At 37.8% G+C, this 23,339-nt stretch carries 24 protein-coding genes, 1 tRNA gene and 1 other RNA gene; 15 read left to right on the top strand and 11 right to left on the bottom strand.

The window, feature by feature from the left end; all coding sequences use genetic code 11:
- Window positions 1–45: 45 nt before the first annotated feature.
- On the bottom strand, window positions 46–1,053 hold the full coding sequence (locus tag AC2IP4_RS08670) for a helix-turn-helix domain-containing protein (RefSeq protein ID WP_486310193.1): 1,008 nt from the start codon (window positions 1,051–1,053) through the stop codon (window positions 46–48).
- Between the two features lie 272 nt (window positions 1,054–1,325).
- On the opposite strand from AC2IP4_RS08670, the gene AC2IP4_RS08665 reads away from it, so the two are divergent.
- From AC2IP4_RS08665 to AC2IP4_RS08650, 4 genes are read left to right on the top strand one after another with little or no spacing between them, the layout of a single operon-like run.
- The gene (locus tag AC2IP4_RS08665; RefSeq protein WP_486307149.1) at window positions 1,326–2,453 is read left to right on the top strand and encodes an HlyD family secretion protein; all 1,128 of its coding nucleotides are present in this window, start codon (window positions 1,326–1,328) and stop codon (window positions 2,451–2,453) included.
- A complete protein-coding gene (locus AC2IP4_RS08660) occupies window positions 2,443–3,462 on the top strand; it encodes a DUF2955 domain-containing protein (protein WP_486307150.1) in 1,020 nt (339 codons plus the stop codon). The genes AC2IP4_RS08665 and AC2IP4_RS08660 overlap by 11 nt, the downstream gene beginning before the upstream one ends.
- A gap of 25 nt (window positions 3,463–3,487) precedes the next feature.
- On the top strand, window positions 3,488–4,549 hold the full coding sequence (locus tag AC2IP4_RS08655; RefSeq protein WP_486307151.1) for an AI-2E family transporter: 1,062 nt from the start codon (window positions 3,488–3,490) through the stop codon (window positions 4,547–4,549).
- Window positions 4,550–4,551: 2 nt separating this feature from the next.
- The gene (locus AC2IP4_RS08650) at window positions 4,552–5,205 is read left to right on the top strand and encodes a potassium channel family protein (RefSeq protein ID WP_130043261.1); all 654 of its coding nucleotides are present in this window, start codon (window positions 4,552–4,554) and stop codon (window positions 5,203–5,205) included.
- A gap of 258 nt (window positions 5,206–5,463) precedes the next feature.
- On the opposite strand, the gene AC2IP4_RS08645 is transcribed toward AC2IP4_RS08650, so the two are convergent.
- Window positions 5,464–6,054 carry a UPF0149 family protein gene (locus AC2IP4_RS08645; RefSeq protein WP_486307152.1) on the bottom strand — a complete coding sequence of 197 codons (591 nt, stop codon included), beginning with the start codon at window positions 6,052–6,054 and terminating at the stop codon, window positions 5,464–5,466.
- Between the two features lie 327 nt (window positions 6,055–6,381).
- On the opposite strand from AC2IP4_RS08645, the gene AC2IP4_RS08640 reads away from it, so the two are divergent.
- The 7 genes from AC2IP4_RS08640 to AC2IP4_RS08610 all read left to right on the top strand — a co-directional run bounded on the left by AC2IP4_RS08640 (window position 6,382) and on the right by AC2IP4_RS08610 (window position 10,771).
- A complete protein-coding gene (locus AC2IP4_RS08640; protein WP_375322150.1) occupies window positions 6,382–6,834 on the top strand; it encodes an L-alanine exporter AlaE in 453 nt (150 codons plus the stop codon).
- A gap of 125 nt (window positions 6,835–6,959) precedes the next feature.
- On the top strand, window positions 6,960–7,085 hold the full coding sequence (locus AC2IP4_RS08635) for a hypothetical protein (protein ID WP_375322151.1): 126 nt from the start codon (window positions 6,960–6,962) through the stop codon (window positions 7,083–7,085).
- A 213-nt stretch (window positions 7,086–7,298) separates the two neighbouring features.
- A tRNA-Ser gene (locus AC2IP4_RS08630) sits at window positions 7,299–7,386 on the top strand.
- 259 nt (window positions 7,387–7,645) lie between these two features.
- Window positions 7,646–8,032 (top strand): thiol-disulfide oxidoreductase DCC family protein, encoded by a 387-nt coding sequence (locus AC2IP4_RS08625; RefSeq protein WP_375322152.1) that lies wholly within the window; start codon window positions 7,646–7,648, stop codon window positions 8,030–8,032.
- Between the two features lie 37 nt (window positions 8,033–8,069).
- Window positions 8,070–8,777, top strand: coding sequence for an SDR family oxidoreductase (locus tag AC2IP4_RS08620; protein ID WP_375322153.1), 708 nt, complete (start codon window positions 8,070–8,072; stop codon window positions 8,775–8,777).
- 205 nt (window positions 8,778–8,982) lie between these two features.
- Window positions 8,983–10,341, top strand: a complete 1,359-nt coding sequence (gene hflX, locus AC2IP4_RS08615) for a GTPase HflX (RefSeq protein ID WP_375322154.1) — start codon at window positions 8,983–8,985, stop codon at window positions 10,339–10,341.
- Window positions 10,342–10,345: 4 nt separating this feature from the next.
- Window positions 10,346–10,771, top strand: coding sequence for a GNAT family N-acetyltransferase (locus AC2IP4_RS08610; RefSeq protein ID WP_375322155.1), 426 nt, complete (start codon window positions 10,346–10,348; stop codon window positions 10,769–10,771).
- 53 nt (window positions 10,772–10,824) lie between these two features.
- Here AC2IP4_RS08610 and AC2IP4_RS08605 read toward each other — a convergent pair whose 3' ends face one another.
- The 6 genes from AC2IP4_RS08605 to AC2IP4_RS08580 form a co-directional block, all read right to left on the bottom strand.
- Window positions 10,825–11,805, bottom strand: coding sequence for a zinc-dependent alcohol dehydrogenase family protein (locus AC2IP4_RS08605; RefSeq protein ID WP_375322156.1), 981 nt, complete (start codon window positions 11,803–11,805; stop codon window positions 10,825–10,827).
- Window positions 11,806–11,962: 157 nt separating this feature from the next.
- Window positions 11,963–12,280: a hypothetical protein gene (locus AC2IP4_RS08600; RefSeq protein ID WP_375322157.1), complete on the bottom strand. Its 318-nt coding sequence runs from the start codon at window positions 12,278–12,280 to the stop codon at window positions 11,963–11,965.
- An 81-nt stretch (window positions 12,281–12,361) separates the two neighbouring features.
- On the bottom strand, window positions 12,362–13,522 hold the full coding sequence (locus AC2IP4_RS08595; protein WP_486310192.1) for an MFS transporter: 1,161 nt from the start codon (window positions 13,520–13,522) through the stop codon (window positions 12,362–12,364).
- Between the two features lie 285 nt (window positions 13,523–13,807).
- Complete coding sequence (locus AC2IP4_RS08590; protein ID WP_486310191.1) at window positions 13,808–14,680, bottom strand: carboxylate/amino acid/amine transporter; 873 nt, start codon at window positions 14,678–14,680, stop codon at window positions 13,808–13,810.
- A 126-nt stretch (window positions 14,681–14,806) separates the two neighbouring features.
- Entirely contained in the window at window positions 14,807–15,169 is a 363-nt protein-coding gene (locus AC2IP4_RS08585) for a DUF333 domain-containing protein (protein WP_375322159.1), read from the bottom strand.
- A 31-nt stretch (window positions 15,170–15,200) separates the two neighbouring features.
- On the bottom strand, window positions 15,201–15,593 hold the full coding sequence (locus tag AC2IP4_RS08580) for a cystatin domain-containing protein (RefSeq protein ID WP_375322160.1): 393 nt from the start codon (window positions 15,591–15,593) through the stop codon (window positions 15,201–15,203).
- Between the two features lie 250 nt (window positions 15,594–15,843).
- Here AC2IP4_RS08580 and AC2IP4_RS08575 point away from each other — a divergent pair, with 250 nt between their 5' ends.
- The 3 genes from AC2IP4_RS08575 to AC2IP4_RS08565 all read left to right on the top strand — a co-directional run bounded on the left by AC2IP4_RS08575 (window position 15,844) and on the right by AC2IP4_RS08565 (window position 18,163).
- Complete coding sequence (locus tag AC2IP4_RS08575; protein WP_486310151.1) at window positions 15,844–16,944, top strand: ISAs1 family transposase; 1,101 nt, start codon at window positions 15,844–15,846, stop codon at window positions 16,942–16,944.
- Window positions 16,945–17,076: 132 nt separating this feature from the next.
- The gene (locus AC2IP4_RS08570; protein WP_375322161.1) at window positions 17,077–17,595 is read left to right on the top strand and encodes a cache domain-containing protein; all 519 of its coding nucleotides are present in this window, start codon (window positions 17,077–17,079) and stop codon (window positions 17,593–17,595) included.
- Window positions 17,596–17,644: 49 nt separating this feature from the next.
- The gene (locus AC2IP4_RS08565; RefSeq protein WP_486307155.1) at window positions 17,645–18,163 is read left to right on the top strand and encodes an EAL domain-containing protein; all 519 of its coding nucleotides are present in this window, start codon (window positions 17,645–17,647) and stop codon (window positions 18,161–18,163) included.
- A gap of 76 nt (window positions 18,164–18,239) precedes the next feature.
- Here AC2IP4_RS08565 and AC2IP4_RS08560 read toward each other — a convergent pair whose 3' ends face one another.
- From AC2IP4_RS08560 to ffs, 3 genes are all read right to left on the bottom strand, one after another.
- The gene (locus AC2IP4_RS08560; RefSeq protein WP_486310190.1) at window positions 18,240–21,407 is read right to left on the bottom strand and encodes a chitinase C-terminal domain-containing protein; all 3,168 of its coding nucleotides are present in this window, start codon (window positions 21,405–21,407) and stop codon (window positions 18,240–18,242) included.
- 193 nt (window positions 21,408–21,600) lie between these two features.
- Entirely contained in the window at window positions 21,601–21,954 is a 354-nt protein-coding gene (locus AC2IP4_RS08555; RefSeq protein ID WP_375322164.1) for a hypothetical protein, read from the bottom strand.
- A gap of 139 nt (window positions 21,955–22,093) precedes the next feature.
- An RNA gene (ffs, locus tag AC2IP4_RS08550) (signal recognition particle sRNA small type) lies at window positions 22,094–22,190 on the bottom strand.
- 241 nt (window positions 22,191–22,431) lie between these two features.
- Between ffs and AC2IP4_RS08545 the strand changes: the two genes are divergently transcribed.
- Window positions 22,432–23,184: a DUF481 domain-containing protein gene (locus tag AC2IP4_RS08545; protein ID WP_375322165.1), complete on the top strand. Its 753-nt coding sequence runs from the start codon at window positions 22,432–22,434 to the stop codon at window positions 23,182–23,184.
- Window positions 23,185–23,339: the final 155 nt, after the last annotated feature.

The following is a 23,339-nucleotide window of genomic DNA, read 5'->3' as shown; positions in this document are numbered from 1 at the left end:
AAGAACGCTTTATAACCTCATAAAATGATTAAATATGGAAAGCGACTAGGTTCGTAAACCAAGAATCGTTTTCTTATATAACTTAGGGGTTAACCCGCTAATCCGTTTAAATGCTCGAGAAAAGTGCGAGATATTATTGTAACCAAGTTGGTTTGATATATGGGTCAGCGAGTAACCCTCTTCCATTAATTCACATGAGACAGATAGCATAAGGCTCTCTTTTATCTGTCTAAATGAGGTTCGCTCTTCCTTTAAGCGTCGTTGGAATGTCCTTGAGGTCATATTAAGAAGCTTTGCTGCTTGATCAACCGTTAATGAATGATCTCTCACATAAGGAAGTAAAGCCGTAAAAACACTGTCACTAAAGCTAGAATGCCATTCAATGAGTGGTTGTTTCTTTTCTGTGTCAGAACTTGATATGTGAATTTCTTTATTAAGTATGTCATCGTCAATTAATACTGCTGTTGTATTTTGACCTATAAACAACTGTGTTTTATTGTTTAACGAAGACAGTAAAGCATCGGCATCATTATGCTGAATTCGTACTTGTTCAGGGAACCAATCGGTCTTAGTTAAGGCCTGAATGAGCTCGATGATGTATAAGACAGCAAAAACCTCTCCCCACAAAAAGTAAACACTGTCCTCATAAGGTGCAGAGCGACAAAACCAATATTTACCATACTCTTGTTCAAATGAAATTGAACTGCCAGGAGAATCACTATTGAATATTTCAGTGGCTTTTCCAAGCGCGTCTTTAATGGTGATAGCACTATCAAACTGTGTTAATACCTGAGGAATAATTCGTTGTCGAAAGGCGAGTCTTAATAGGTCACTAAAATTATTAACGCCAACTTGAGATGACAGTAAATAGATTAAGCGTTTAACGGGCTCAGTAGGTAAAAATTCTTTGTCTGTATGAAAAAGATCTGGAGGTAAGCCCGAATCTCGCAATAGATCTTGTATATGAATTCCATGTTTAGAAAAAACGTCTAAAAGAATTTTTGTATATCCTGTACGGATCATGGGCAATGGCTTTGATACTATTTCCCGCATAAGAGTCCTTTTCTTTAGCTCCTTTATTTGTAAGATTAATTATTGGCGTAAAATGGTAAGTTTTCATCTTATATAGTCTGATATATTTTATTTTTTATTCTCTTTGCGACTGAGGCCTCAAATTCAATGTGTAAGAGTATTCCCCTTATTATTATTTTTTATATAAATAAACTATTAAATAATAAGTGAATTTTGACAAGCATCACTCGATTTATCTCAGAAAACAACTATACATATGTATGAATGGAATCAATTAGTAGTAGGCATAAATTATGACGGAAAAAAAAGAAGCAACGAAAAAAGAAAATGAAGCAGAATATGTTAGCGAAGCGCCTAAAAAGATAAATAAAGTTCGGAAAATTACGAATTATCTATTAATTACAGTCTCTGTTTTATTATTGTTTAGCATTATTTCAGATCGGGTGATTCCATTAACGGATAATGCGAGAGTAAAAGGTTATGTAGTTCCAATTAAACCTGAAGTATCTGGTCAGGTCTTTGATATCTTAGTACAGCCGAATCAGTTGGTTAAGCAGGGGGATGTACTAGTTAAATTAAACCCAGCTGATTATCAAATTGCGGTAAAACAGGCGGAACAAAGTTTAGAGATTGCAGGGCAGAATGTTGGCGCTCAAACAGCAGCGATTGCGTCTTCACAAGCAAGGTTAACGAGTGCAAACGTTGAGTTAGAAAATGTAAAACTACAATCAGCTCGAATTCTCGAAATGGCTGAACGAGGTGTCGTGTCTCAATCAGATGCCGATCAGGCTCGCGCAACAATAGCAACAGCAAGAGCTAGTGTGACGAATGCTCAGGCTGATCTTGAAAAATCGAAAAGTCAGTTAGGCGCAGATGGTGAAGATAATAGTCAAATAAAAGCTGCATTATTAGCTTTAGAGCAAGCTCAAATTAACTTAGCAAGAACAGAGATAAAGGCACCTACAGCAGGAGGAGTCTCTAATTTTAGTCTATCTGAAGGTTTCTATGCCTCTGCTGGTCAACCTATAATGACGTTCGTATCAACCGAAAGTATTTGGATTGAAGCCTATTTTCGTGAAAACAGCTTAGGCAATGTGGACGTTGGCGATAAGGTTGAAATGGCACTCGATTTTGCACCAGGTAAAGTGATCCAAGGCACGGTAACAAGTGTTGACTGGGGTGTTGATTGGGGGCAAAACAATCAGGCGGGTAAGTTAGCTCAAGCTAATAATCAAACTGGGTGGTTACGACAAACACAGATGCTGCCAATAGCGATCGAGTTTGATCACTCACAAACGACAGGACAATTACGTATCGGCGGGCAAGCGGATGTGATTGTATATAGTGGTGATAACGTTATTTTTAACTCGATAGGTAAGTTGTGGATTCGCTTTGTGAGTTTGATGTCTTATGTCAGATAACTTAATCGATGATCCTCAAATTCAAACGAAGATACTTAGATATACGGTAGGCGTTGGTCTTGCCGTATTCTTAGCCGCATTGATTAGTTGGCCATTAGCGTTCGTCGCGCCTGTTTTTGTTGCGAAGTTTTTGATTGATAAACCGGAATTAAACAAAGAAACACTATATGAACTAACCGTTGCAATGGTAGCGACTATGGGGCTTGGCTTATTGCTATCAAATGGTATAACTCAATACCCAATACCACTACTTATTTTAGTTGGGTTAATGATGCTATGGGGGTATTACTTATTTACCGATCCTAAATGGAATCTGTTTGCTACGATATTGATTATTGCAATATTAATGCTTCCTTTTATGGCGATATCAAACCCTGGTATGTCGGTATTCCTTGCTACTGGGCTAGCAAGTTCAGGTGTTGTTGCGGTGATTATTTTTGCTTTGGTTCATATTTATTTCCCTGAAGCTGAATCGTCATTTTCAGGGTATCAACCTTCGCCTTTATCTAAGCAACAAAGATGGTATGCCGCTTTTAGAGCGATGATCGTCTCATTTCCTGTTGTGTGCTTTTTCTTTATTTTTCAAATATCAGAAGCATTGCTGACAATGATGTTTATAGCGTTATTGTCTTTAATGATAACCGGAGAGAAATCAGTAAAACTAAGTGCATTTTTAATTATTACTAACAGTATTGGTGGCGCTTTAGCTATTGGTGTTTTCTCAGTATTAAGTCTTGCACCTAATATCCTATTTTATACGCTATTTATCTCATTCATTGCTCTAATCATGGCAACTCAGATTTATACAAAACCGGCAAAAGCACCTATTTATGCAACAGCATTTAGTACGGTACTTGTACTGCTTGGAAGTACGTTAATGAGTTCTGGAGATATTGATAGCAATATGATGATACGTATATTTCAATTATTTATGATTGGCGTTTATATGATTGTTGTTTCTTTTTTCTTAGAAACTCGGCAATGGGCGTTTTTAAAAATGCAGCCATAATTATTACTACGAACAAGGACTGTTTATGAAATTAGAAAGTGATTTTTCGAATAAGGCGATAGATGCATTTATTAAGATTGCAGCGCTCGCTATTCTTGTCTTTTGGTGTTTTTCTATCCTCAAGCCATTTATGTTACTTGTGGTGTGGGGAGGGATAATCGCAACGGCGTTGTACCCAATTGTTACCTGGGGACATGATAAATTTGGTATTGGGAAAGGGAAGGTCAGTGCTGGTTTGGCTTTTATAGGGGTAGTGTTGTTAGTTATTCCCTTAATCGCGCTTTCAACGGGTCTATACACAAGTGGCTCTGAATTAGTGGTGGGTTATCAAAATGGCACCATTTCTATACCTAAACCGAATTTAGCCGTTAAAGATTGGCCTTTAGTTGGTGATAAAGCATATGCTTTTGGTATTCAAGCTTCTTCAAATTTAGAAAGTGTTCTATTCAAATATGGCGATGAAGTTAAAGCTATAGTGAGTAAATTAGCCTCTCTTGTCGGCTCTCTTGGTGGTGGATTCATTCAGTTTATTATTTCTACCATCATTGCTGGTGCTTTTATGGCGAATGCAGATAAGTGTGAGCGCGCTTTTGTATTAGTTGCCAATCGTTTAACGGGAGATCATGGCGAAGCGTTAACAACCTTATCTAAAACAACAGTAAGAAGTGTTGTTCAAGGGGTTATTGGTGTCGCTGTTATTCAATCGGTGATGGCTGGGGTAGGGATGGCATTTGTTGGTGTCCCTGCCATTGGTTTATGGATGTTGCTTGTTATGCTTATTGCGATAATCCAACTTCCTCCTATTCTTGCGTTATTACCTGTCATTCTTTATGTCTTTAGTGTTGATACCACGACAACCGCTGTTCTTTTTCTAATATGGTGTATTGTTGTGAGTGGTAGTGATGCGGTATTAAAACCTATGTTGCTTAGTCGTGGCTCTGACACCCCGATGTTGGTTATTTTACTGGGTGCATTAGGGGGCATGGCAATGTCTGGCATTGTTGGTTTATTTGTTGGTGCAGTGATTTTAAGTTTAACTTATCAATTGTTTGTTGTTTGGTTAGATCATGAATCATCAGGTAAATAGCAATGAAAAAAGTGTCAGGTGATGATAATTTTTACTTTCTGCTTTTTGCACTACTAGGCTTGCTCTTTATGAGTGCTGTCATGCAGCAGCTCTTTAGTGGCGGGCAAAAAATGGTATTAGCATTGATCATTATTTGTTTAGCTATCTCTATTGTCGGCGTGAATCGAAAGCAGGCGCTGTATAGAACTTGGTATGGTTTTTTGTTGAGCATTGCTTCGATATCTGGAGGACTCTCTTTTCTAGAAGGGTACGATCTTTCTTTAATTACATTAGGATCACTGTTGTTCTTTTTGTTATCTCATACTTATACTGCTTTAAAGCAAGTAATGTTGCCTGATAATGTGAGTCGAAACCAAATTGTTGGTTCTGTCTGTGTGTATTTATTGTTGGGTGTTTCTTGGGCCATTATTTATCTTATTCAAATAGAGCTTTTTCCGCATTCATTTACTGGAATAGAAGCGAAACCTTGGATTGATAATCTGTTTGATGCGATATATTTCAGCTTTATCACATTAACAACGGTGGGTTATGGGGATATTTCTCCGATATTGCCAATACCACGATTTTTTGTTTTTATTGAATCTATATTAGGTGGTTTTTATTTAGCGATAATGGTAGCGAGTTTGGTGAGTAGTCATCTAAACCAATCACGTTAAATTGAAAAAAATCCCCGTATTTAATAATATAAATACGGGGATTAGTTATTAATTAAACACTTTCTTCTTGCAGTGCTTCTAATTGAGTTATGGTAGTCTGTGATATCAGCTCGTCATCAATATAGAAATTATACTTACCATTTTGCGCCACGGTGAGGTTTAATAGAGAAATAGTTAAGTAATAAAAACGCGATAATTTTATGACTGATATAAAAATGGCGACCAAGTTGGTCGCCATTTTTGTTATTGGGTTTTCTTTTATTCGTCGCGGCTTGCTTCCGCTTCAGCAAGCTCATAACCACGCATAGTTAAACCACAAAGCATCATAGGAACTGCATTGTAGATCTCTACAAATTCATCCAAGCCTTCAATGCCTTGCTCTTTTAATGTGTTCAGTGCCGTTTCTGGGTCAAAAAGCATGCTGATTGATAACAGTACACCGCCGAGAAGAGCATTATTTTCACTCTCTTCTGGCATCAGAGTTTCCCAATCATCACGAGTTAACTGCCAACCTTGTAATAGGCCTTCAGAAAATTGACGAGTTTGAGTTGTTACAATTTCTTCGTCATCAAGCTGACACGTTTCTGGCCACAGCCATTTGCCAGCAAGGAAACCTTCACGATATTCATTCCATAAATTAACAATCGCATTTGCATACGCTTCTAATTCTTCTGCTGTAGTGAAAGGAGATATTTCTTCACCACCCCATAAAAAAGCCAACCATTCATTAGGACTGATAAGGTTTGGTGCCGCTGCCATTGCAGCAACAAAGCCTTGTGTTTGGGCTTCTGTAAGCAGTTTATTTTCCAATTCAGGGTTTGAAAGAATTGCCGTAAGTGATAAAGACATAGTGTTCTCATTTCATTCAAGTTTTCATTATTGTATCAAGAACTTTCAATATTGTCTGAATAGAAATTTGCGTTTAACTTCTTGTATTAATAAGTTGCTATTTTGTGAAAATAACTTACAAAATGTAACGAATAGCGAATTAAACTGATTTCAAATCAAAAAGTAGTTGTAAATTTACTACATTGTTTTAACTTCGATATCTAATTCTGATTAAGTTGTGGTTTAATAGCGATAATTACTGCTATGCTAACCTATTCCAGTTTGTATGACTGTAAGTGATGCTTCAACTAGTGTTATTGACCTTATGTTGTTTGGAGATGGAAAGAAATGTCTAGAAAAGGGCCATTTAGTATTCGCAATGCTGCGGCTGATACATTTGCAATGGTGATTTTTTGTTTTATTACGGGCATGTTTATTGAAATTTTAGTTTCAGGGATGACATTTGAGCAGTCGTTGGCTTCTCGAACGTTATCTATTCCGGTTAATATTGCCATTGCATGGCCTTACGGAATTTTCCGTGACTTTATGCTGCGCCAAGGTTCACGCTTGTCGCCAGCGTCATTCATGAAAAATATCGCAGATTTAACCGCTTATGTATTATTCCAATCACCAGTCTATGCTGCAATTTTATTTGCTGTAGGGGCGAGTACAGAGCAAATTATTACTGCTGTTTCAAGTAATGCTGCTGTGTCATGTGTGATGGGAATTTTTTATGGTTACTTTTTGGATGCGTGTCGTAAAGCATTTAAAGTTCCAGGATATAGCCGACGAGCACATTAATTAGCTATCTGTCGAACTTTTTAAAGCCGGTAATTCATTGCTGGCTTTTTAATGTTGAAGCTTTCAACTTTTGGATGAGAAAATGCTACTTTTAGCATTATGAACTTATGAAGATTAATGGACTAATGAAAAAACATTTTTTAGCAATGCTGATACTGAGTTTAATTGGTTTAATCGGCATGTCGGCAGTATCTGCAAATACAGTTAAATCAGAACTACCACATAACCCAGTGAAAGTAGTAGGACAATAACCTTAAGTTGTTTTTTTTATTAATAAATTTAAGTATCAATTGTTATTGAGAAGGAGGACTGCTGTACGTTCGTTATTATTCGAAATACGTGCTTACATCCTCACCAAGGCGCGTAAAAATAAAGCAAACAGTAAAGATTATGAAGAAAGGCCTTGACCATACCCTGCTAAATCATTAAATTAGCGCTCGTTGTCTCGAAAAGAGCAATGATTTGGTGAGTTGTCCGAGTGGCTGAAGGAGCACGCCTGGAAAGTGTGTGTATGGCAACGTACCGAGAGTTCGAATCTCTCACTCACCACCACATTCGAAACCCTAGCAGAAATGCTGGGGTTTTTTCGTATCTAGGCATGTGGAAACCTCAGATCCTTATTCCATTACCATATTTTTCATCCTCCCTCAGATTTAATACCAATTACATTAACTATCTGATCATTATTACTGGTTAAATCTCTCAATAGTTACGTTGATATAATTTCAAAAATAAACATACTAATTTTTTATTTTGATCTAAAAAATAGCGTGTAACGTATACTCTATAATAGTTAAAATAGGGGGGCTATATGCATAAGTTAACGATATTTTATGATGGTACTTGCCCATTATGTGAAAAAGAGATGAGTGCACTTAGTCAACAAGATAAAAATCAAGTAATCAAGACCGTTGATATTTATAGTCAAGCGTTTTCAGAATATCCTCATATCGATGCTAAAGCAGCAAATACAGTTTTACATGCATTAAATCAAAATGGCGATCTTATTCTTGGGTTGGATGTAATGTATTTTGCATGGAAATTAGTTGGTAAAGGTTGGCTTTATGCTCCGTTGCGCTGGCCGGGAGTTAAAGTACTTGCTGATTGGTGTTATCTCCGCTTTGCGAAAAATCGTTACCGTGTTTCCTATTGGTTAACGGGTACCTCACGCTGTAATGAAAATAGTTGCTCAAAGTGATTTTTTAAGATGACTTGGCTCATATTAAGGAGGTGTGATGAAGATACTTATTGTTGGGGGTAATGGAGGAATAGGCTTTGCGATGCTAAAGGAGAGTTTAACGCGATATCCAGACGCTCAACTTCATGCGACTTATCGGCGAGAAAAACCACAGTGGCATCATGAGAGGATTGTTTGGCATCAAGTAGATGCGAGCAATAATGAAGATGTAAAATCATTAAGTGAATTGTTTGATGATATTGATTGGGTAATTAATTGTGTTGGTCTGTTACATACTTCAGATAAAGGGCCAGAGAAAAACTTAGCTGCCTTAGATTATGTGTTTTTTCAACAAATGATGGCTACTAATACAGTGCCAACATTACTCCTCGCTAAATATTTTACGCCAAAACTCAAAAAGACAGATAAGCCTAAGTTTGCTGTTATTTCTGCCAAAGTAGGTAGTATTTCAGACAATAGATCAGGTGGGTGGTATAGCTATAGAGCATCAAAAGCGGCTTTAAATATGTTCATAAAAACGATGTCAATTGAGTGGCAAAGAGTACTAAAACATGGCGTAGTATTAGCACTTCATCCTGGGACAACGGACACAGCGTTATCTGAACCATTTCAGGCTAATGTCCCCCAAGGTAAATTATTTACGCCAGAAAAAGTTGCTTATGATCTTATTGGCTTGGTGGCTTCAAGTACACCACAAGAAAGCGGCTCATTTTTGACTTATAGCGGCGAGCATCTATCTTGGTAATCGAAAATCATGAATAAAAAAAACGACGCATAAAAATCACGTCAATAGATGATAATTGCTATTGAATATCATCGATTTATCACTAATTAACATAATATATGTATTTAGTGTTCTATTTTCCTATAAAGCTAACCTATAACAGCGTAGGATCAGACCAACTTTAGATAAAAATTAGGTTTGGGTTTCGGCTCACTAAGATAAAATCATGAAATTAACAGAGAAACCATCACTTAACCACGCGTTACTTATTTCTATTTGTACACCACAGTTTAAAGGTGACGAAGCCAAAGCATCTCTTGCAGAGCTTGGCCGCTTAGTGACAACTCTAGGTTTTCAAGTTGTTGGTACGCAATCTCAAAAGCAAACATCAACTCAAAAAGTGAATGTATTGGGAGTCGGTAAGCTAGCCGAAATCGCACATATCACGGGGAATCAAGGTGAGGTTGATGATGCCGATACTGAAGATTTCTTTGATGAGATGGATTTTGACGATATCCCTTCAGAAAATCTACCTTTTGGTTGTGCTGATGTGGTGGTTTTTGACTGCGATTTAAGCCCATCACAACTGCGTAATGTTGAGAACCAGCTTGGTGTTCAGGTGTATGACCGTACTGGCATTATCATTGAGATATTCAGTCGTCATGCTCGTACCAGAACTGCGCGATTACAAGTTGAAATGGCTCGCCTTAATTATGTTGCTCCACGCCTTAGAGAGTCTACTGTTGGTGATAATGAACGCCAAATGGGTAAAGGCGCCGGAGAAACAAACCTAGAGTTAGATCGTCGTAAAGTCCGAGATCAACTGGCAGAATTAAGACGTGAGTTAGAAAGTGTCCAAGCTGAGTTGAAAGGTCGCCGTAAACAGCGATCTGAACTATTCTGTGTGGCTTTAGTTGGTTATACGAATGCGGGTAAATCATCAATGATGCGAGCGCTTACGGGCAGTGAAGTATTAGTTGAAGATAAGCTGTTTGCGACATTAGATACTACCGTTCGTGCCTTATACCCCGTAACTCAACCTCGTATCCTTGTGTCTGATACGGTTGGGTTTATTAAAAAATTACCACACGATTTAGTCGCTTCATTTCATTCTACTTTAGCTGAAGCTCATGATGCATCACTATTATTGTATGTGGTCGATGCTTCAGACCCTACATTTAGAACGCAGCTTGAGGTGGTACATGAGGTTCTTGGTGAAGTCGGTGTTGATGGGATTGATAAGCTACTCGTTTTAAATAAATCAGATCAACTGACTCCTGAGCAACAAGATGCATTGATGGAAGAGTTTCCAGATGCAATGATGACGTCTACTCGTAATCCCCTTGATGTAGCTAAGCTACATAAGTACATTGTAAATGCTTCTGAGCAAGGAATGATCGAAGAAGAGATCATCGTACCTTATACTGCAAAAGGCATTATGGGAGAGATCCGCTCAAGCATGAGTGTTGTTACTGAAGAGTATGAGTACGATCATATTAAATTAACTGTACGTTCAAGTGCGATTGATTTAGCAAGATTAAAGAAATTAATGTCGAATTTATCCATGAACGATGATAGTGAGTGATAACATGTTTGAAGTGAAAAATGTGGAATACTCTGGTGAGAGTAAAGATTTTATTCGTGAGGTCCGTGATACGGTTTTCATTAAAGAACAGCAGATTGACCCTGAAATAGAATTTGATGGCCTAGATGACGTTGCTGTTCATGCTCTTGTTACTTTTGAAGGTAAACCTGTAGGGACTGGGCGAATTTTAGATGATGGGCATATTGGTCGTATTGCTATTGTTAAAGCGTTTCGCTCAAAAGGTTTAGGTTCTAAAATTGTATTGTCTTTAATAGATGAAGCGATAGAGAAAGGGTACGAGCGAGTGTATTTAGGCTCTCAAAAGCATGCAATTGATTTTTACACTAAATTGGGTTTTCAACCATACGGTGAAGAGTTTATTGAAGCGGATATTCCACATTTATCGATGGAAAAGCGATTAAATAAATAATTAAAATTACGAGTAGATACAATGTGCAAGTTGTATTATATCTACTCTTAATATTAAAAAGTGAGTAAGATTTTCCCTTTCTTTGTTTCTTCATTCGTTTGAATATAATTAAGTGCGCTGTGGATGTCGTTTAAAGAGAAGCGAGCACTAATTTTTGTATCGGCAATCCCTTTATAAACCAACTGCATTACTTCATTGAGCTTATTTTGAATATCGATTTTTTCAGCAGAGTGGATCCATTGTCTTAAATGGAAGTAAGAAAAATTGATGTCTGGACGCTCAAGCCAAAATTGAGGTGGAATAGGCTGTGCGGATAATAAACCATAGTTAATGAACTGCCCATGCTCTTTAAGCAAAGAAGAAAGCATTAAGGACTCTCCCCCTCCTATACAATCTAAGATGGCATCTACTTTGATGTGATGTTTCATTTCTATTAATGAGTGATAATCATCTCTATTATTAATATTGATAATACGTTGGAGTTTACAACCTTCGAACTCTTGTAAGGTATTATCTCGGCGAACGATAGCGATCGGTTTTATTCCAATATGGTTCAACATACGTACAAGCATTAGTCCTATTGCAGAATTTGCTGCGTTAATAAGTACTGTCATATTTTGTTGTATCTGTAAGCGTTCTGATAGCATCAGCCAAGCTGTCATTGGATTTATATAAGACGTAGCGGCTTGCTCATCGCTGAGTTGATTAGGAACTGTAAAACACCATTGTTCATCGATGTTTCGATAGCTCTGCCAAGCTCCGGCGCTTCCAATAGGTAAAACCCTATCCCCAATTGAGAAGGCCGAATCTTGCTCATTGCATTGATGGACAATTCCAACCCCTTCAAATCCAGGAATAAAAGGCAAAGAAATTCGAGAGCGATAAGCACCAGAAATAGTAATGAGATCCGATGGATTTATAGTACTGAAACGCATTTTTAATTGAATCTGTGAAGAGGAAAGAGAGGCTGGGGTGTAATGTTCTAATGCTATAGATTCTAATGCGGGACCAAATTGTTGAATGATGGCTCTCATTGATTACTGCCATGTATTATAAAGAATAAAGGTGTTATGTAACATATCAATATGAATAATTAAAGGCTAGAAGCAAAAGTTATCATAGATGAGAGGGAGGCATAATAATAAAAAAGCGCATTATGTTGAATGCGCTTTTTATTAAATGGACGGTAATTTAGTAATCGCTGTCGCTTGGTTCGATAAAAAACTCGCCATCAACCGTTTCAGCAATTTCTAATATTTTAACAATTTCACCATTAATCGTGATGTTTGCTAGGCGAACAGGATCTTCATCGTAAGGATGGAAAGGCGCCATTTGTAATTCGATACGGTATTCTTCATCATCTGGGCCTTGGAACCAACCTTCACCAAACTCAAGGTCCGTTTCATCACCTTCTTCAGGACAAGTATGGTAAGCCGAAACCAGTTGGGCACCTTCAAAATTAAGGGTGATAGTTTCGTCCCATTCAACAACGTATTGTGCATCTTCCATTGTAATTACTCATAAAGAATTCTTAGGGCGTATTGTATCGTTATGCACCCTAAGAACCTAGTGTTAATCAAAGAGAGATAATTACTCTCCAGCAACCATTGGGCGGTGTTGACGTAAGCTTGCTAGCAGCATGTAAATTGCTGTTGCTAGTAAGATGGCAAATAAATAACTCATTAAGCCTTCAGCAGTATGCATTAAGGTATTTGCTAGCACAGGGCCACATACAGAGCCAATACTGTAGCTAAACAACATCACTTGAGTTGCAGACACAATGTATGACTCATCTAACGTATCGCAGCCTAAAGAGATAGCAATAGGATAAAGGGCAAATGCCGCCATTCCAAGAAGTACTAATGAGGTAGCAAGAATCGCAGTGCTGTCGCTTAGAGTGGTTAAACCAATAGCAAATACACCCAACACACAAAATAATGCCATTAATAATGTTTTGCCTAAGTGCTTAGATAAATAAGACACAATAGGTTGTACCGCCATACCACCAAGAACAATCAGAGCCATTAAGCTGCCAATTTGAGTGATATTGATGTTTCTGTGTTTTAGTTCTAAAGGCATTAGACCATAAACTGCACCAAGTAATAACCCTGAAACCACACAGCCCATGATAGAGGCTTTGTTTAATTTTAAGATTTGTTTTAGGTTTAGCACATTGTGATGTTGAATTTGTGGCTGAGCGCCTTTTCCAAATATTAGACAAGCGATTGCCATCATGATTAAACCAATGATCATGTAGTAAGGAAGTAAGCCTTCGATACCAATAAAACCAATACCTAATTGTCCTAGGGATGAGCCACCGTAGAGTGCCCCCATATATAAGCCAAGACGTTTTGGACGGCTTTCTGCATCACCAATTAATAGCCAAGATTCAACAACAACAAAAACACCAGCTACAGCAATTCCTGCAATAAAACGTGCTGTCATCCATATCCATTCAATAGGAGCAGCAGGAAGAATTACAATTGTTGCAGCAAGTAAACCTAGAAAAAGTACAAATGCATTTTTATGGCCAAGGCGAGCAACAAAAGGTTCGATCAGCCCTGCCCCAACAAGCAGACCGGCATAGAAAGCACTGGCTAACCAACTTGCGTATTTCGCCTCCATTCCATATTGACTTAACATCAACGGGATAAGACTCATTAAGTATCCAGATGCTATAGCAAATAAAGAAAGAGCAACCACAGGGATCAGTAGACCAGCTTGTGATTGAGTTGATGTAGTTGTGTTCACCGCAGTGCCTCAAAATAATGAATAGGAAGTAGATTTTCCGCGACTATGAGGCTAAAAAGAAAGCAAGTAAAACGAGCAATTTTTCTTGTAAGGATAAAATTTACTAATCAATAGGGGGATGAATTAAACACAAGGAATTAGATGAAAAGTAACGAATAGTTGTATAATTAATATGCAAAAATAAGTCACGTTGTAGAGAGTTATTTCGGTAGTATGAATATGAAATTCAAGAGCAGTATTAACGTCATTTATTCTTGAGGTAAAACAATAAATGACGTTAATGCATTAGAGCTTAGAAGGGGTACTGTTTGAGCGTTTTTTTTCTAATTTCTGGTTTACAATTAAAGCGATAAGAATTAATCCGCCACCCAAACTTAAACGTAAGATATCAGCATCTCGATTCCAAATTAATAAGTTAACTACAATACCAGCAGGGATAAGTAGGTTATTCATTACCGCCAATACGCCGACATTTACTTGTGTTGCCCCTTTATTCCACATGAAATAACCAATACCAGAAGCGACGGTACCTAAATAAACTAATACTCCCCATTGAGTCATTGTTGTTGGTAATTTTTCACTGTTACCAAAGAGCGCGTAGCAAACTGAGGCAATGATAAGAGCGCCAATGAAAAAGAAACCAAAGACAGTTTTTTGTTCAATGTCTTGATCTTTCATTAATCGTTTATAACACACTTGTCCGATAGCAAAGCAGAGGTTGGCTCCCTGAACAGTAGCAAACCCTAATAGGAATCCAGAATCAATCCCATTATAGCGAATGGCGATGGCTCCAAGCGTGGCGATAATGGCGCTTATCATAAAGTTTGGATGAAATTTACCTTCAAAAGCATCATTTAATAAAGTGATATAAATAGGGGTCATCACAGTAAATAATAAGACTTCTGGTACCGTGAGGTAAAGAAAAGATTGGTAGTAAAATACATACATTAAACCAAGCTGTATTGAACCAATTAGCATGAGTTTAAGTGCAATAGGTAATGGAACTTGTTTTGGGCGCAGGAAAGGAAGAAAAACAAGAGTTGCTAAGCTAATACGCATTAAAACAGAGAACCAAGCATCTACCTGACCAGCTAAATACACGCCGATCAAGCTAAAAGAAAAGGCCCAGAGTAGGGTAATAGAAAGTAAATATGACATGATTCATCCATTAATATAAGCAATGGGTGCATTCTAAATGAGATTAGCTATCAATAAAAGAAAAGGTAGAAAAAAGGCTGAAAACAGCCTTAGTATACAGATAAAACGATTAGTAATTAATTAATATTATTTTTGGCTGCTACGATAAAAATCCCACGCATTAACCACTTCACCGGTCTTCAATGTACAATCGTTGTTGTCTAAATTGTAAGCGCCTTCTTGCTCAATACAATAAGCGGCTGCTGGATTTGGTTTACCTACTGGTTTTGTCATTGTATGTTTTTGACTGCGGTAATATTCCCAAGCGTTAATCACATCGCCATTGTTTAATGCACAGTTACCTGAATCTAAATCGTACGTTCCGCGCTCAGCACAAAATTTAGCGGCAGGATTTGCCATATTTGCTTTTTCTGGTTCTTTAGGTGCGGTAGAACTACAAGCAGCAAGAGAGATAAGTAAGCCAAATGTAATTGCTGTTTTCTTAAACATAAAAAATCCTCGTTAGAATATATACTATTAATTACTGACAATCTTGAGTGAAACTGCCTTGTTGGGCTGGCTGAGTCATTTTGAATTCACCATTTAAACTTCTGAATACTTTAGTATTCCAGACTTGTCCATCATCTAGTTCAAAATCTATTGCATAATTTATGCCATTAACCACTTGAGTTTTTACATCTAGGATTTGTTTTAATTTAGCTGATGTATTCATCATTCCTAATACATGATCTAAGGCACTTTCAACGTCTGGAGTCACTGTTGATGTCACCCAACCTCCAGCCATTCCGCTATCTACGTTACACAGCGGATTCGTGTTATCAGAGGAGAGAGTTGAAGTTTGTTCTGTTTGCTGAGAGCATCCTGCTGTAAACAGTACAATTGCAGAAAGTGCTAATAATGTCGATCGTTTCATTTAATACCTCAGAATAATCACAACTAATGAGTAATTAATTTAGTACGAAAAAAAGAAAGATACCAATCAAAATATTGTTTTTTGTTTTTCTTCTCAGATTCAAAGCAGGTATCTCATACGAATTTTTTGTTTTTCCTCCTGATTTTTAATCATTAAGCCGCATACCTTGGCAGGGTTCACGCCAGGGCGGGATCGCACTTTGTTAAAAAATATGATCTAATAGTGCCAAATCCATAATCACGCAGCCACTTTGAACTTAATCGAACACCTATCAGTCGTCCAAGATACCCGATCAGACATTAATCAGAAGCATGACCTTATTGACGTTATGTTCCTTGTAATTAGCGCTATCACATCGGGGTGTGAAGGCTGGCAAGATATTGAATTATTTGGAAAAGATAAATTAGATTGGTTGAGACAATACAGAGCATTCGAACATGGCATTCCACGCCGACATACAATAGCTCGTATTTTACGTTCAATTGTTGCTGAATCTTTGCTAGAAGCGTTAGCCCTTTGGATTAATGAACAACGCACGAGTCAAAACAAGCCGATTATAGCATTCGATGGAAAAGTGTTGCGTGGTTCATACCGAAATGACAAAAAAAACGCGTTACAATTGGTCACAGCCTACGATACTGAACGTGGTCTTGTATTGAGCCAAAAGCCGACAAAGAGCAAGAATGGCGAGATCAACGTTGTACGCCAAATGCTTGATGTTATTAACGTAAAAGACAGTGTCATCACCATTGACGCTCTGCATTGTCAGCGCGATACACTGGAGAAAATTGCAGAAAAAAAGGCTCACGTTGTTGTTCAAGTAAAGAACAATCAGCCCAAATTAAGAGCGGCTGTTGTTGACCAATTTCAAGCTGTCTTTGATGCAGGTAAAGAGAAAATAGTTACCGAAATCAAAGAGAAGCGCCATGGTCGCAGCGAAGAACGATACGTATTCCAGTTAAAGGCCAAGTTACCCGAAGAGCTTGCTAATAAATGGCCGACGGTACGAAGCATCATAGCGGTGGAACGGCACAGAGTGATCAATGGTAAAGGCAGCGTAGACACCTCATACTACATAAGCTCTATGTCTCCAAATCACAAATTATTAGGCCACTATATCCGTCAGCATTGGCGTATTGAAAACAGCCAACATTATGTTTTAGATGTTGTTTTTAAAGAAGATAGCTCGCGAATAACGTTAGATGGTGCAGTGGAGAATATAGCGTTATTTAGACGCTTTGTTATGAACATGCTGAAGCAATGCGATTGTGGGGCACCAAGCCAAAAAGTGAAGTTGAAGAAAGCTAGTTGGAATGATGATTATCGGGCTCGAATCTTCTTTGGGTTATAAATTAATCAAAGTATGCTCGCGCCCTGGGGTTCACGCCTATAGTTGTTATTTACAATATTAACAGTAATAAAGATGTTATTTCACTGTAAATTTATTATTGGCCGCTTATTTTATATTTATGAATGAGAGAGTATGCAACGCCAATCTGATAAAAAGCTATTAACGTTGATTTCATTAATGCCTGTTGTATTGATTGGTATTTTTACTTTTGTTTTAAATGCAATCATTATTCATGAGAATAGAGCGAAGGTTGAGACGTTAATCGATTCTTTACATAGTGAGTCTGTAGAAAAAGAAAAGAACCGCATTAAGCATCAGGTAGAAACTATTTATCAGCAGATAAGTTATCAACGTAATTTAACAGAAGCAACATTAAAACGTTCGATTAAATTACGGGTTGACGATGCATTTAAAACGCTAAGTTTTATTTATCAGAAAAATAAAGATAAGCTAAAAAATGAAATTATGAAGATCATTTCAGATGCGTTAAGGCAATCACGTTTTAATGATGGTCGTGGTTACTTTTTCATTTATGGAATGGATGGACGTAATTTAATGCATCCTATTTTCCCTGATTTAGAAGGGAAGAATTTATTACATATGCAAGACGTTCGTGGGGCATATCCAGTAAAAAATTATATCAATCAATAAAACGTTAGATTTTGTATTACAACGGGCTTGTGAAGATATGCTGAAATTTATGCCTAATGGTATTAATGCTGCGACAATCTCGGTCAACCTTTCTCCTAGACAACTTATTAAAGACGATTTTATTCAAAGGATAAAAGCCATTGTTAATTTGACTGGCATTGATGTATCTAGGGTTACACTAGAGATCACAGAAAATATTCTTATTAGTGATTTAGAAGATGTTTCTCCTATCCTTAAGCAATTACAAGAATTAGGTTTTGGTATTTCTTTGGATGATTTTGGTACAGGATATTCATCATTAAGCTATTTAAATATTTTGCCGATCACAGAGATTAAGATAGATCGTAGCTTCATTAATAGCTTATTTATAAACGAACAGAGTGAAACTTTAGTTAAAGCGATTATAGCAATAGGTGCTTCGTGCCAAATGAAGGTCGTTGCTGAGGGTATCGAAACAAAAGAACAGCTAGATACACTGGTAGAATATAAGTGTGATTTAGCGCAAGGGTATTTCTTTGATAAGCCGCTTTCTATTGATGAACTTTGTATTAAATATTTTAAAAGCTAATGCTTCGTGATTTATAAGTGAGCATAAAAAAGAGCAGCGATTATGCTGCTCTTTTGATTTCAATGATTAAACAAAGTTAAAGGTTACATACCTTTGTCCAACTTCCATCACTTCCTGGTGCAGCAGCTGTCCACCAATTCGCTTGGTAGATTACATTGTTGCTGATCACTTTATCACCTGTGTTTGCATGACTTGGATTACCAGCCCAATCTTTTTGTGGAAGATCTGGGTAAGTGACTAGACCCGTAGCATCACAACCAGCGTCAGGTGTTCCGCCATTATCACCACCTCCGGTATCTCCACCAGAAGATAGGTCAGCTAAAGGTAAATCAGGTTGTTCAAACTTAAAGGCATAATCAACATTATTGATTGTCACTGTGTAGTTTGCAGGGCCTGAAATAGGTAGATAATAAACCATATCTAATTCATATACACCGCCAGCAGGAAGTGCTTTCCATGCAGGAAGGGTAAAGGCGACTCGGTGCATAGTTCCATCAAAACCGCCGATGTTATTAGCACGAGTATGACCAGATGCGACTACTTGTAAACCACCACCTGATTGATCTTTTGCATTATCAGGTGCGGATACTGGGATATCGAATTGGAACTCTGTTCCTCCTGGAATATCTTGTCCTGTATTATTGGTAAAGTTGATTTTTGGATTAATTGGGTAGTTTTGGTCACCCACTTTAAATCCACCTACGCTTACCGCAATATCAACAGTTTCAGATGGAATTGCTCCAGTCGCGACGGTATTACCATATGGGGTTGCAGATTTAAATTTCTCATAAATTGCTTTAGTCATGGTATTACCCATGTGGTACTCACCATTACCCGTCTGACAAGCGGCTTCCGTCACATCTACAGACGTTCGGTTACCATTCGCATCTAGAACATAACAGTTGTAATCACCTGCCAGTTCCCAGAACATGATGCCACCAATTTCTTGGTCAATAACATAGTCAGCTTTGACATTAATAGAATCTTTATCTTCGGTAGATAAGAAGACTTTTTTCTCAGCATTCCATAGCCATGGTGCTACAGCGACGCTATCGTAATGACGAGTATAAGTACCGACTAACTGATCGGCAGGGTCATTCGCAGGATCTAAACCGTAGATATTTGCGTAAGAACCAAAGATGCCTTCTTGAAGGTTTTTAGCATGCCACATAGGGTTAGAACCAGCCCCCATTTCTTGGCCGTATGAGTTCTTATCGTGCCACATGTTATCGATACCTAATGCACCGTAACCACAATTGTTTTTCTCACCTTCGCCTGTTCCTGCATCACATTGAGCTTGATCTGGTAATGGAGCGCGACCCCATAGACCATTCTCACCACCAGTAACACCTTGCCAACCACGAGTATAATAAGGAACACCGATATTGATACGACCAGCAGGCATTGAGCCGCGGAAGTAGTGATAAGCCCAGTCAGTATTTAGATAACCAATACCACCATAAGCTTCAGTATCATAAACGTTCCACTGAGCTAATTCAGAATCTTTACCTGTATCATATAATGCCGCATTGTGACCTACGTGATCATTCCATGCACCGTGTAAGTCATAAGACATGATGTTTACATAATCTAAGTATTGAGTAACATCAAACGTTTCCATACCACGTAGTAAATAACCTGAAGATGGCGCTGCGATAGTTAGCATATAATGCTGGCCATCTTGTGCAGAGATAACATCCAGTTTTTCACGAAGTGTTTTCATTAATACTTGATATGATGCCCATAAATATTGACGACGAGGTTCCATGAATGCTTTATCGTCAGGGTTACCAGCACCGGCCATAGAAGTAGGGTATTCGTAATCAATATCTAAACCATCAAATTTGTATTTACGCATCATTTCAACAGCAGATGCGGCAAACTTTTCAATACCTGCATGGTTGATGCTGCCATCGGCATTGGTTGTCATAGTATAGAAACCACCATCAGCAACACGATTACCATCTGCACCAAAGTGACCGCCAGTTTCAGCCCAACCGCCAATAGAGATTAAGGTTTTAACTCCATGTTTTTCTTTTGCAGTAGCGAGAGCACCAAAATGACCTTTAAAGCCTAGCGTTGGGTCAATTTCAACCCCTGCCCATTCTTTACCTGTTGCCGCATTATTTGGATCGGTAACATCACCAACATTGACTTTACCATCAGAACCAATGCTCACAAAAGCGTAGTTAATGTGTGTTAATTGCTCCCAAGGGATATCTTTTACTAGATAGCTATTTTGTTCATCGCCACCATCTCTCCAGCTTGTAAAGTAACCAATAACACGACGAGGGTGATCAGTTCCCATTAACTCACGGCCCTCTTTATCGTAAGTAGTACAGTAGGGAACAGTAACACCTTCGGTTTGATATAAACCATCAGGACGACAGTTATCAGCAACAGGAAGTGAGCTAGTGACAGTCAATGTCGATGCTGTTGAATTTGTTGATGCACCTAGGTTATCCGTTGCTTTTGCATAAACAGACAGTGAACCTGCGGCAGTTGTTTTATATTGTAGAGTGTAAGGCGCGGTAGCGGCTGTTCCGACAAGAGCGTTGTTAATATAGAAATCAACTTTATCTATAGTGCCATCAGAGTCTGTCGCGTTAGCGGTTAATGTGACTGTTGTTCCAAGTTCTACACTTGATGCAGATAAACTTAAACTTGCTGTTGGTGCAATATTATCAGTTGGAGTGCTTGTTACCGCAATGACAACAGAACTTGTCGTGCTGACAGCGCCTTTATCATCATAAGATTGAGCACTGAAGGTATGAGAGCCTTCAACTGCAGTCCAAGCGGCACTATAAGGGGAGGTCGTTGATGATACTATCACTGAACCATCAACAGAAAAATCAACGCGAGATACTGAGCCATCACTGTCAGATGCGGATGCGGTTAATGTAACAACCTCACCTGTTGTTATTTTATCCGTAGCACTAGGAGAGGTTAAATCAACGGTTGGTGCGATATTAACTGCTTCACCAGAACAAACACCTAAGTCCTGCCATGCGCCCCATTCACCAGCGGTCGCGGGATCATTATTCTGGGTCCAATACTTTGCTTTATAGGCATTACTGCCTTGTTTTACTTCTTCTCCACCGTTATAAACTTTGCCAGCATCCCATGTTTCAAGAGGGGTACAATCTACAGCCGCTTGAGCATTAAATGCCATTAAACAAGAAAGAGTGAGTGTAGAGAGGGCAAATTTATAATTATGTTTTCTTTTTAACTTTGAATGTTCCATTTCATATCCTTAAAGGTAATTCAAAAACATCAACTAACTTTTTAATTGATGTGAATTAAGATTAGAATAGAAATAAATATGTGCTAGGAAGTATTTATAAATTACAGGGCAGATCCCAATAAATATAATTTAAATATACGCAATTACATTTATTTTTGTATCAAGGTTGTCTGTTTATTATGTAGCTATGCGATTAACACCCTGTATTAACAAATTCAAAAATAGGAAGAGTATTTTCGTCTTTAGCTTCGATATATTTTACATAGCAATTATCTGAGCTCTTCTTTTTATTTTTGTGTATGAAACGAATATAAGATAAGTCCGTACTATTATTGTTATTATGAAAATACCAATCTGATGGGGTTTCTGGATGGAATTGAAAATCAACAAAAGTTTGGTTCATTAAGTGATTCCATGCTTTGGCGGCGTCCGCTTTTGGGTAGTCACACACAGTATTGATACTATCGCCTTCAATAGCGCCACTGGCTTGAGTATCAATTCCGGTTAGAATTGTTTTAGGGCGAAGTTGATTTGTAGATCCAACCATCTCTCCTTTTAACCAGCTAGGATGATCAGTTATTTACTGCGATTGGTATTACTATATGTGACAAGAGGAAGCGTTAAATTCAAAGCGGAATTTCAGGCAATAAAAAACCGCTAATAAAAGCGGTTTTTTAAAAGGGTGGAAGCCCCAGCCACATCCCGGCACACACGTCACCCGCTGCGGCTGCTCCCTTCCAGGCCTGACCGAGTTCACGAGTTAGTGTTGCGGGAGGACCAAGGCCTCCATAGATTCTGTAGTTCCGTAGAACAAGAGGGATTATTGAACATGCTCATTTAGATTGCAAGGGAAAATAATAAAAAACATGCTAAGTGATTAATAAACAAACGGCTACGTTCAATTTAGGTAACATTACGTAATTTTCACGTGTCTTAAATGTAATACGTTAGAGTGGGTTTATCATTCTGTTTATGATACTCCGTTATAATACCGCTTATTTTATTTACTCTGTTAAGGAAGCATATGTTCAAATTACCCGCCGTAGCGTCTTTATTGTTTACATTGATTTTATTGAGTTTTTCAACCATTGCTAAAACTGAAGATATTACAGCTTCAGGTGAGTTTAGCGGTGATGCGAAGGTCGGTTTTATTTATACAAAAACAGACGAAACTTCCATGTCGGTTAACTCGGGTATGATTTTAAAATATGAAGAAGAACTATGGCACCATACCGCAGCATTCTCTACTTATTATACAAAAGGAAATGACAGTGATGACGGTACAAATAAAAATAAAACCACTTATGATCTGAAACATGATATGTCAGAAACCTTCTTTATCTTTGGTAATGCAAAATATGAACATGACCAGTTTGCTACTTATCGAGAGCAAGTTTTGCTTGTAAGTGGCTTTGGTGCCAATCTTGTTGATTCAGAAAAGACATCATTAGATATTGGAGCGGGTCCTGGTTATCGCTATTCGAAACGTCAACGATTTGATAGTGATCTCCCAAATCATTCAGAAGATGAGGTGATCGCAAACCTTTTTATTGAAGGAGAGAGTAAAATTGCAGATGGCTTAGAAATAGGTGGCGGAATACGTATGGATTATGGTGATTCAAATAGTACAACGACAACGCATGGGTATTTAAAAAACAAATTAATGGAAAGCTTATCTTTAATGCTTGATGCTGAATATATTTATAATAGCGTTGTTGCTACTGGTAAATCTCATGATGAAATTTACAGTACTATTAGCTTAAATTACGATTTTTAAATTTCAGAGAAAAACCAAATTTATTTATAGAATTAATGATGTTTAGTATTAAATATATATACATTACCATTGATGACTTTTCTTCATATAGTCGGTGTCAATGTTACATCGTAATTAAACAACATATTCACATAAACAATTAGAGCGAGATCACT

Source organism: Aliivibrio thorii (assembly GCF_057368585.1).
Note: the sequence above shows the minus strand (reverse complement) of the source record. Positions and strands in the feature narration are given on the sequence as shown.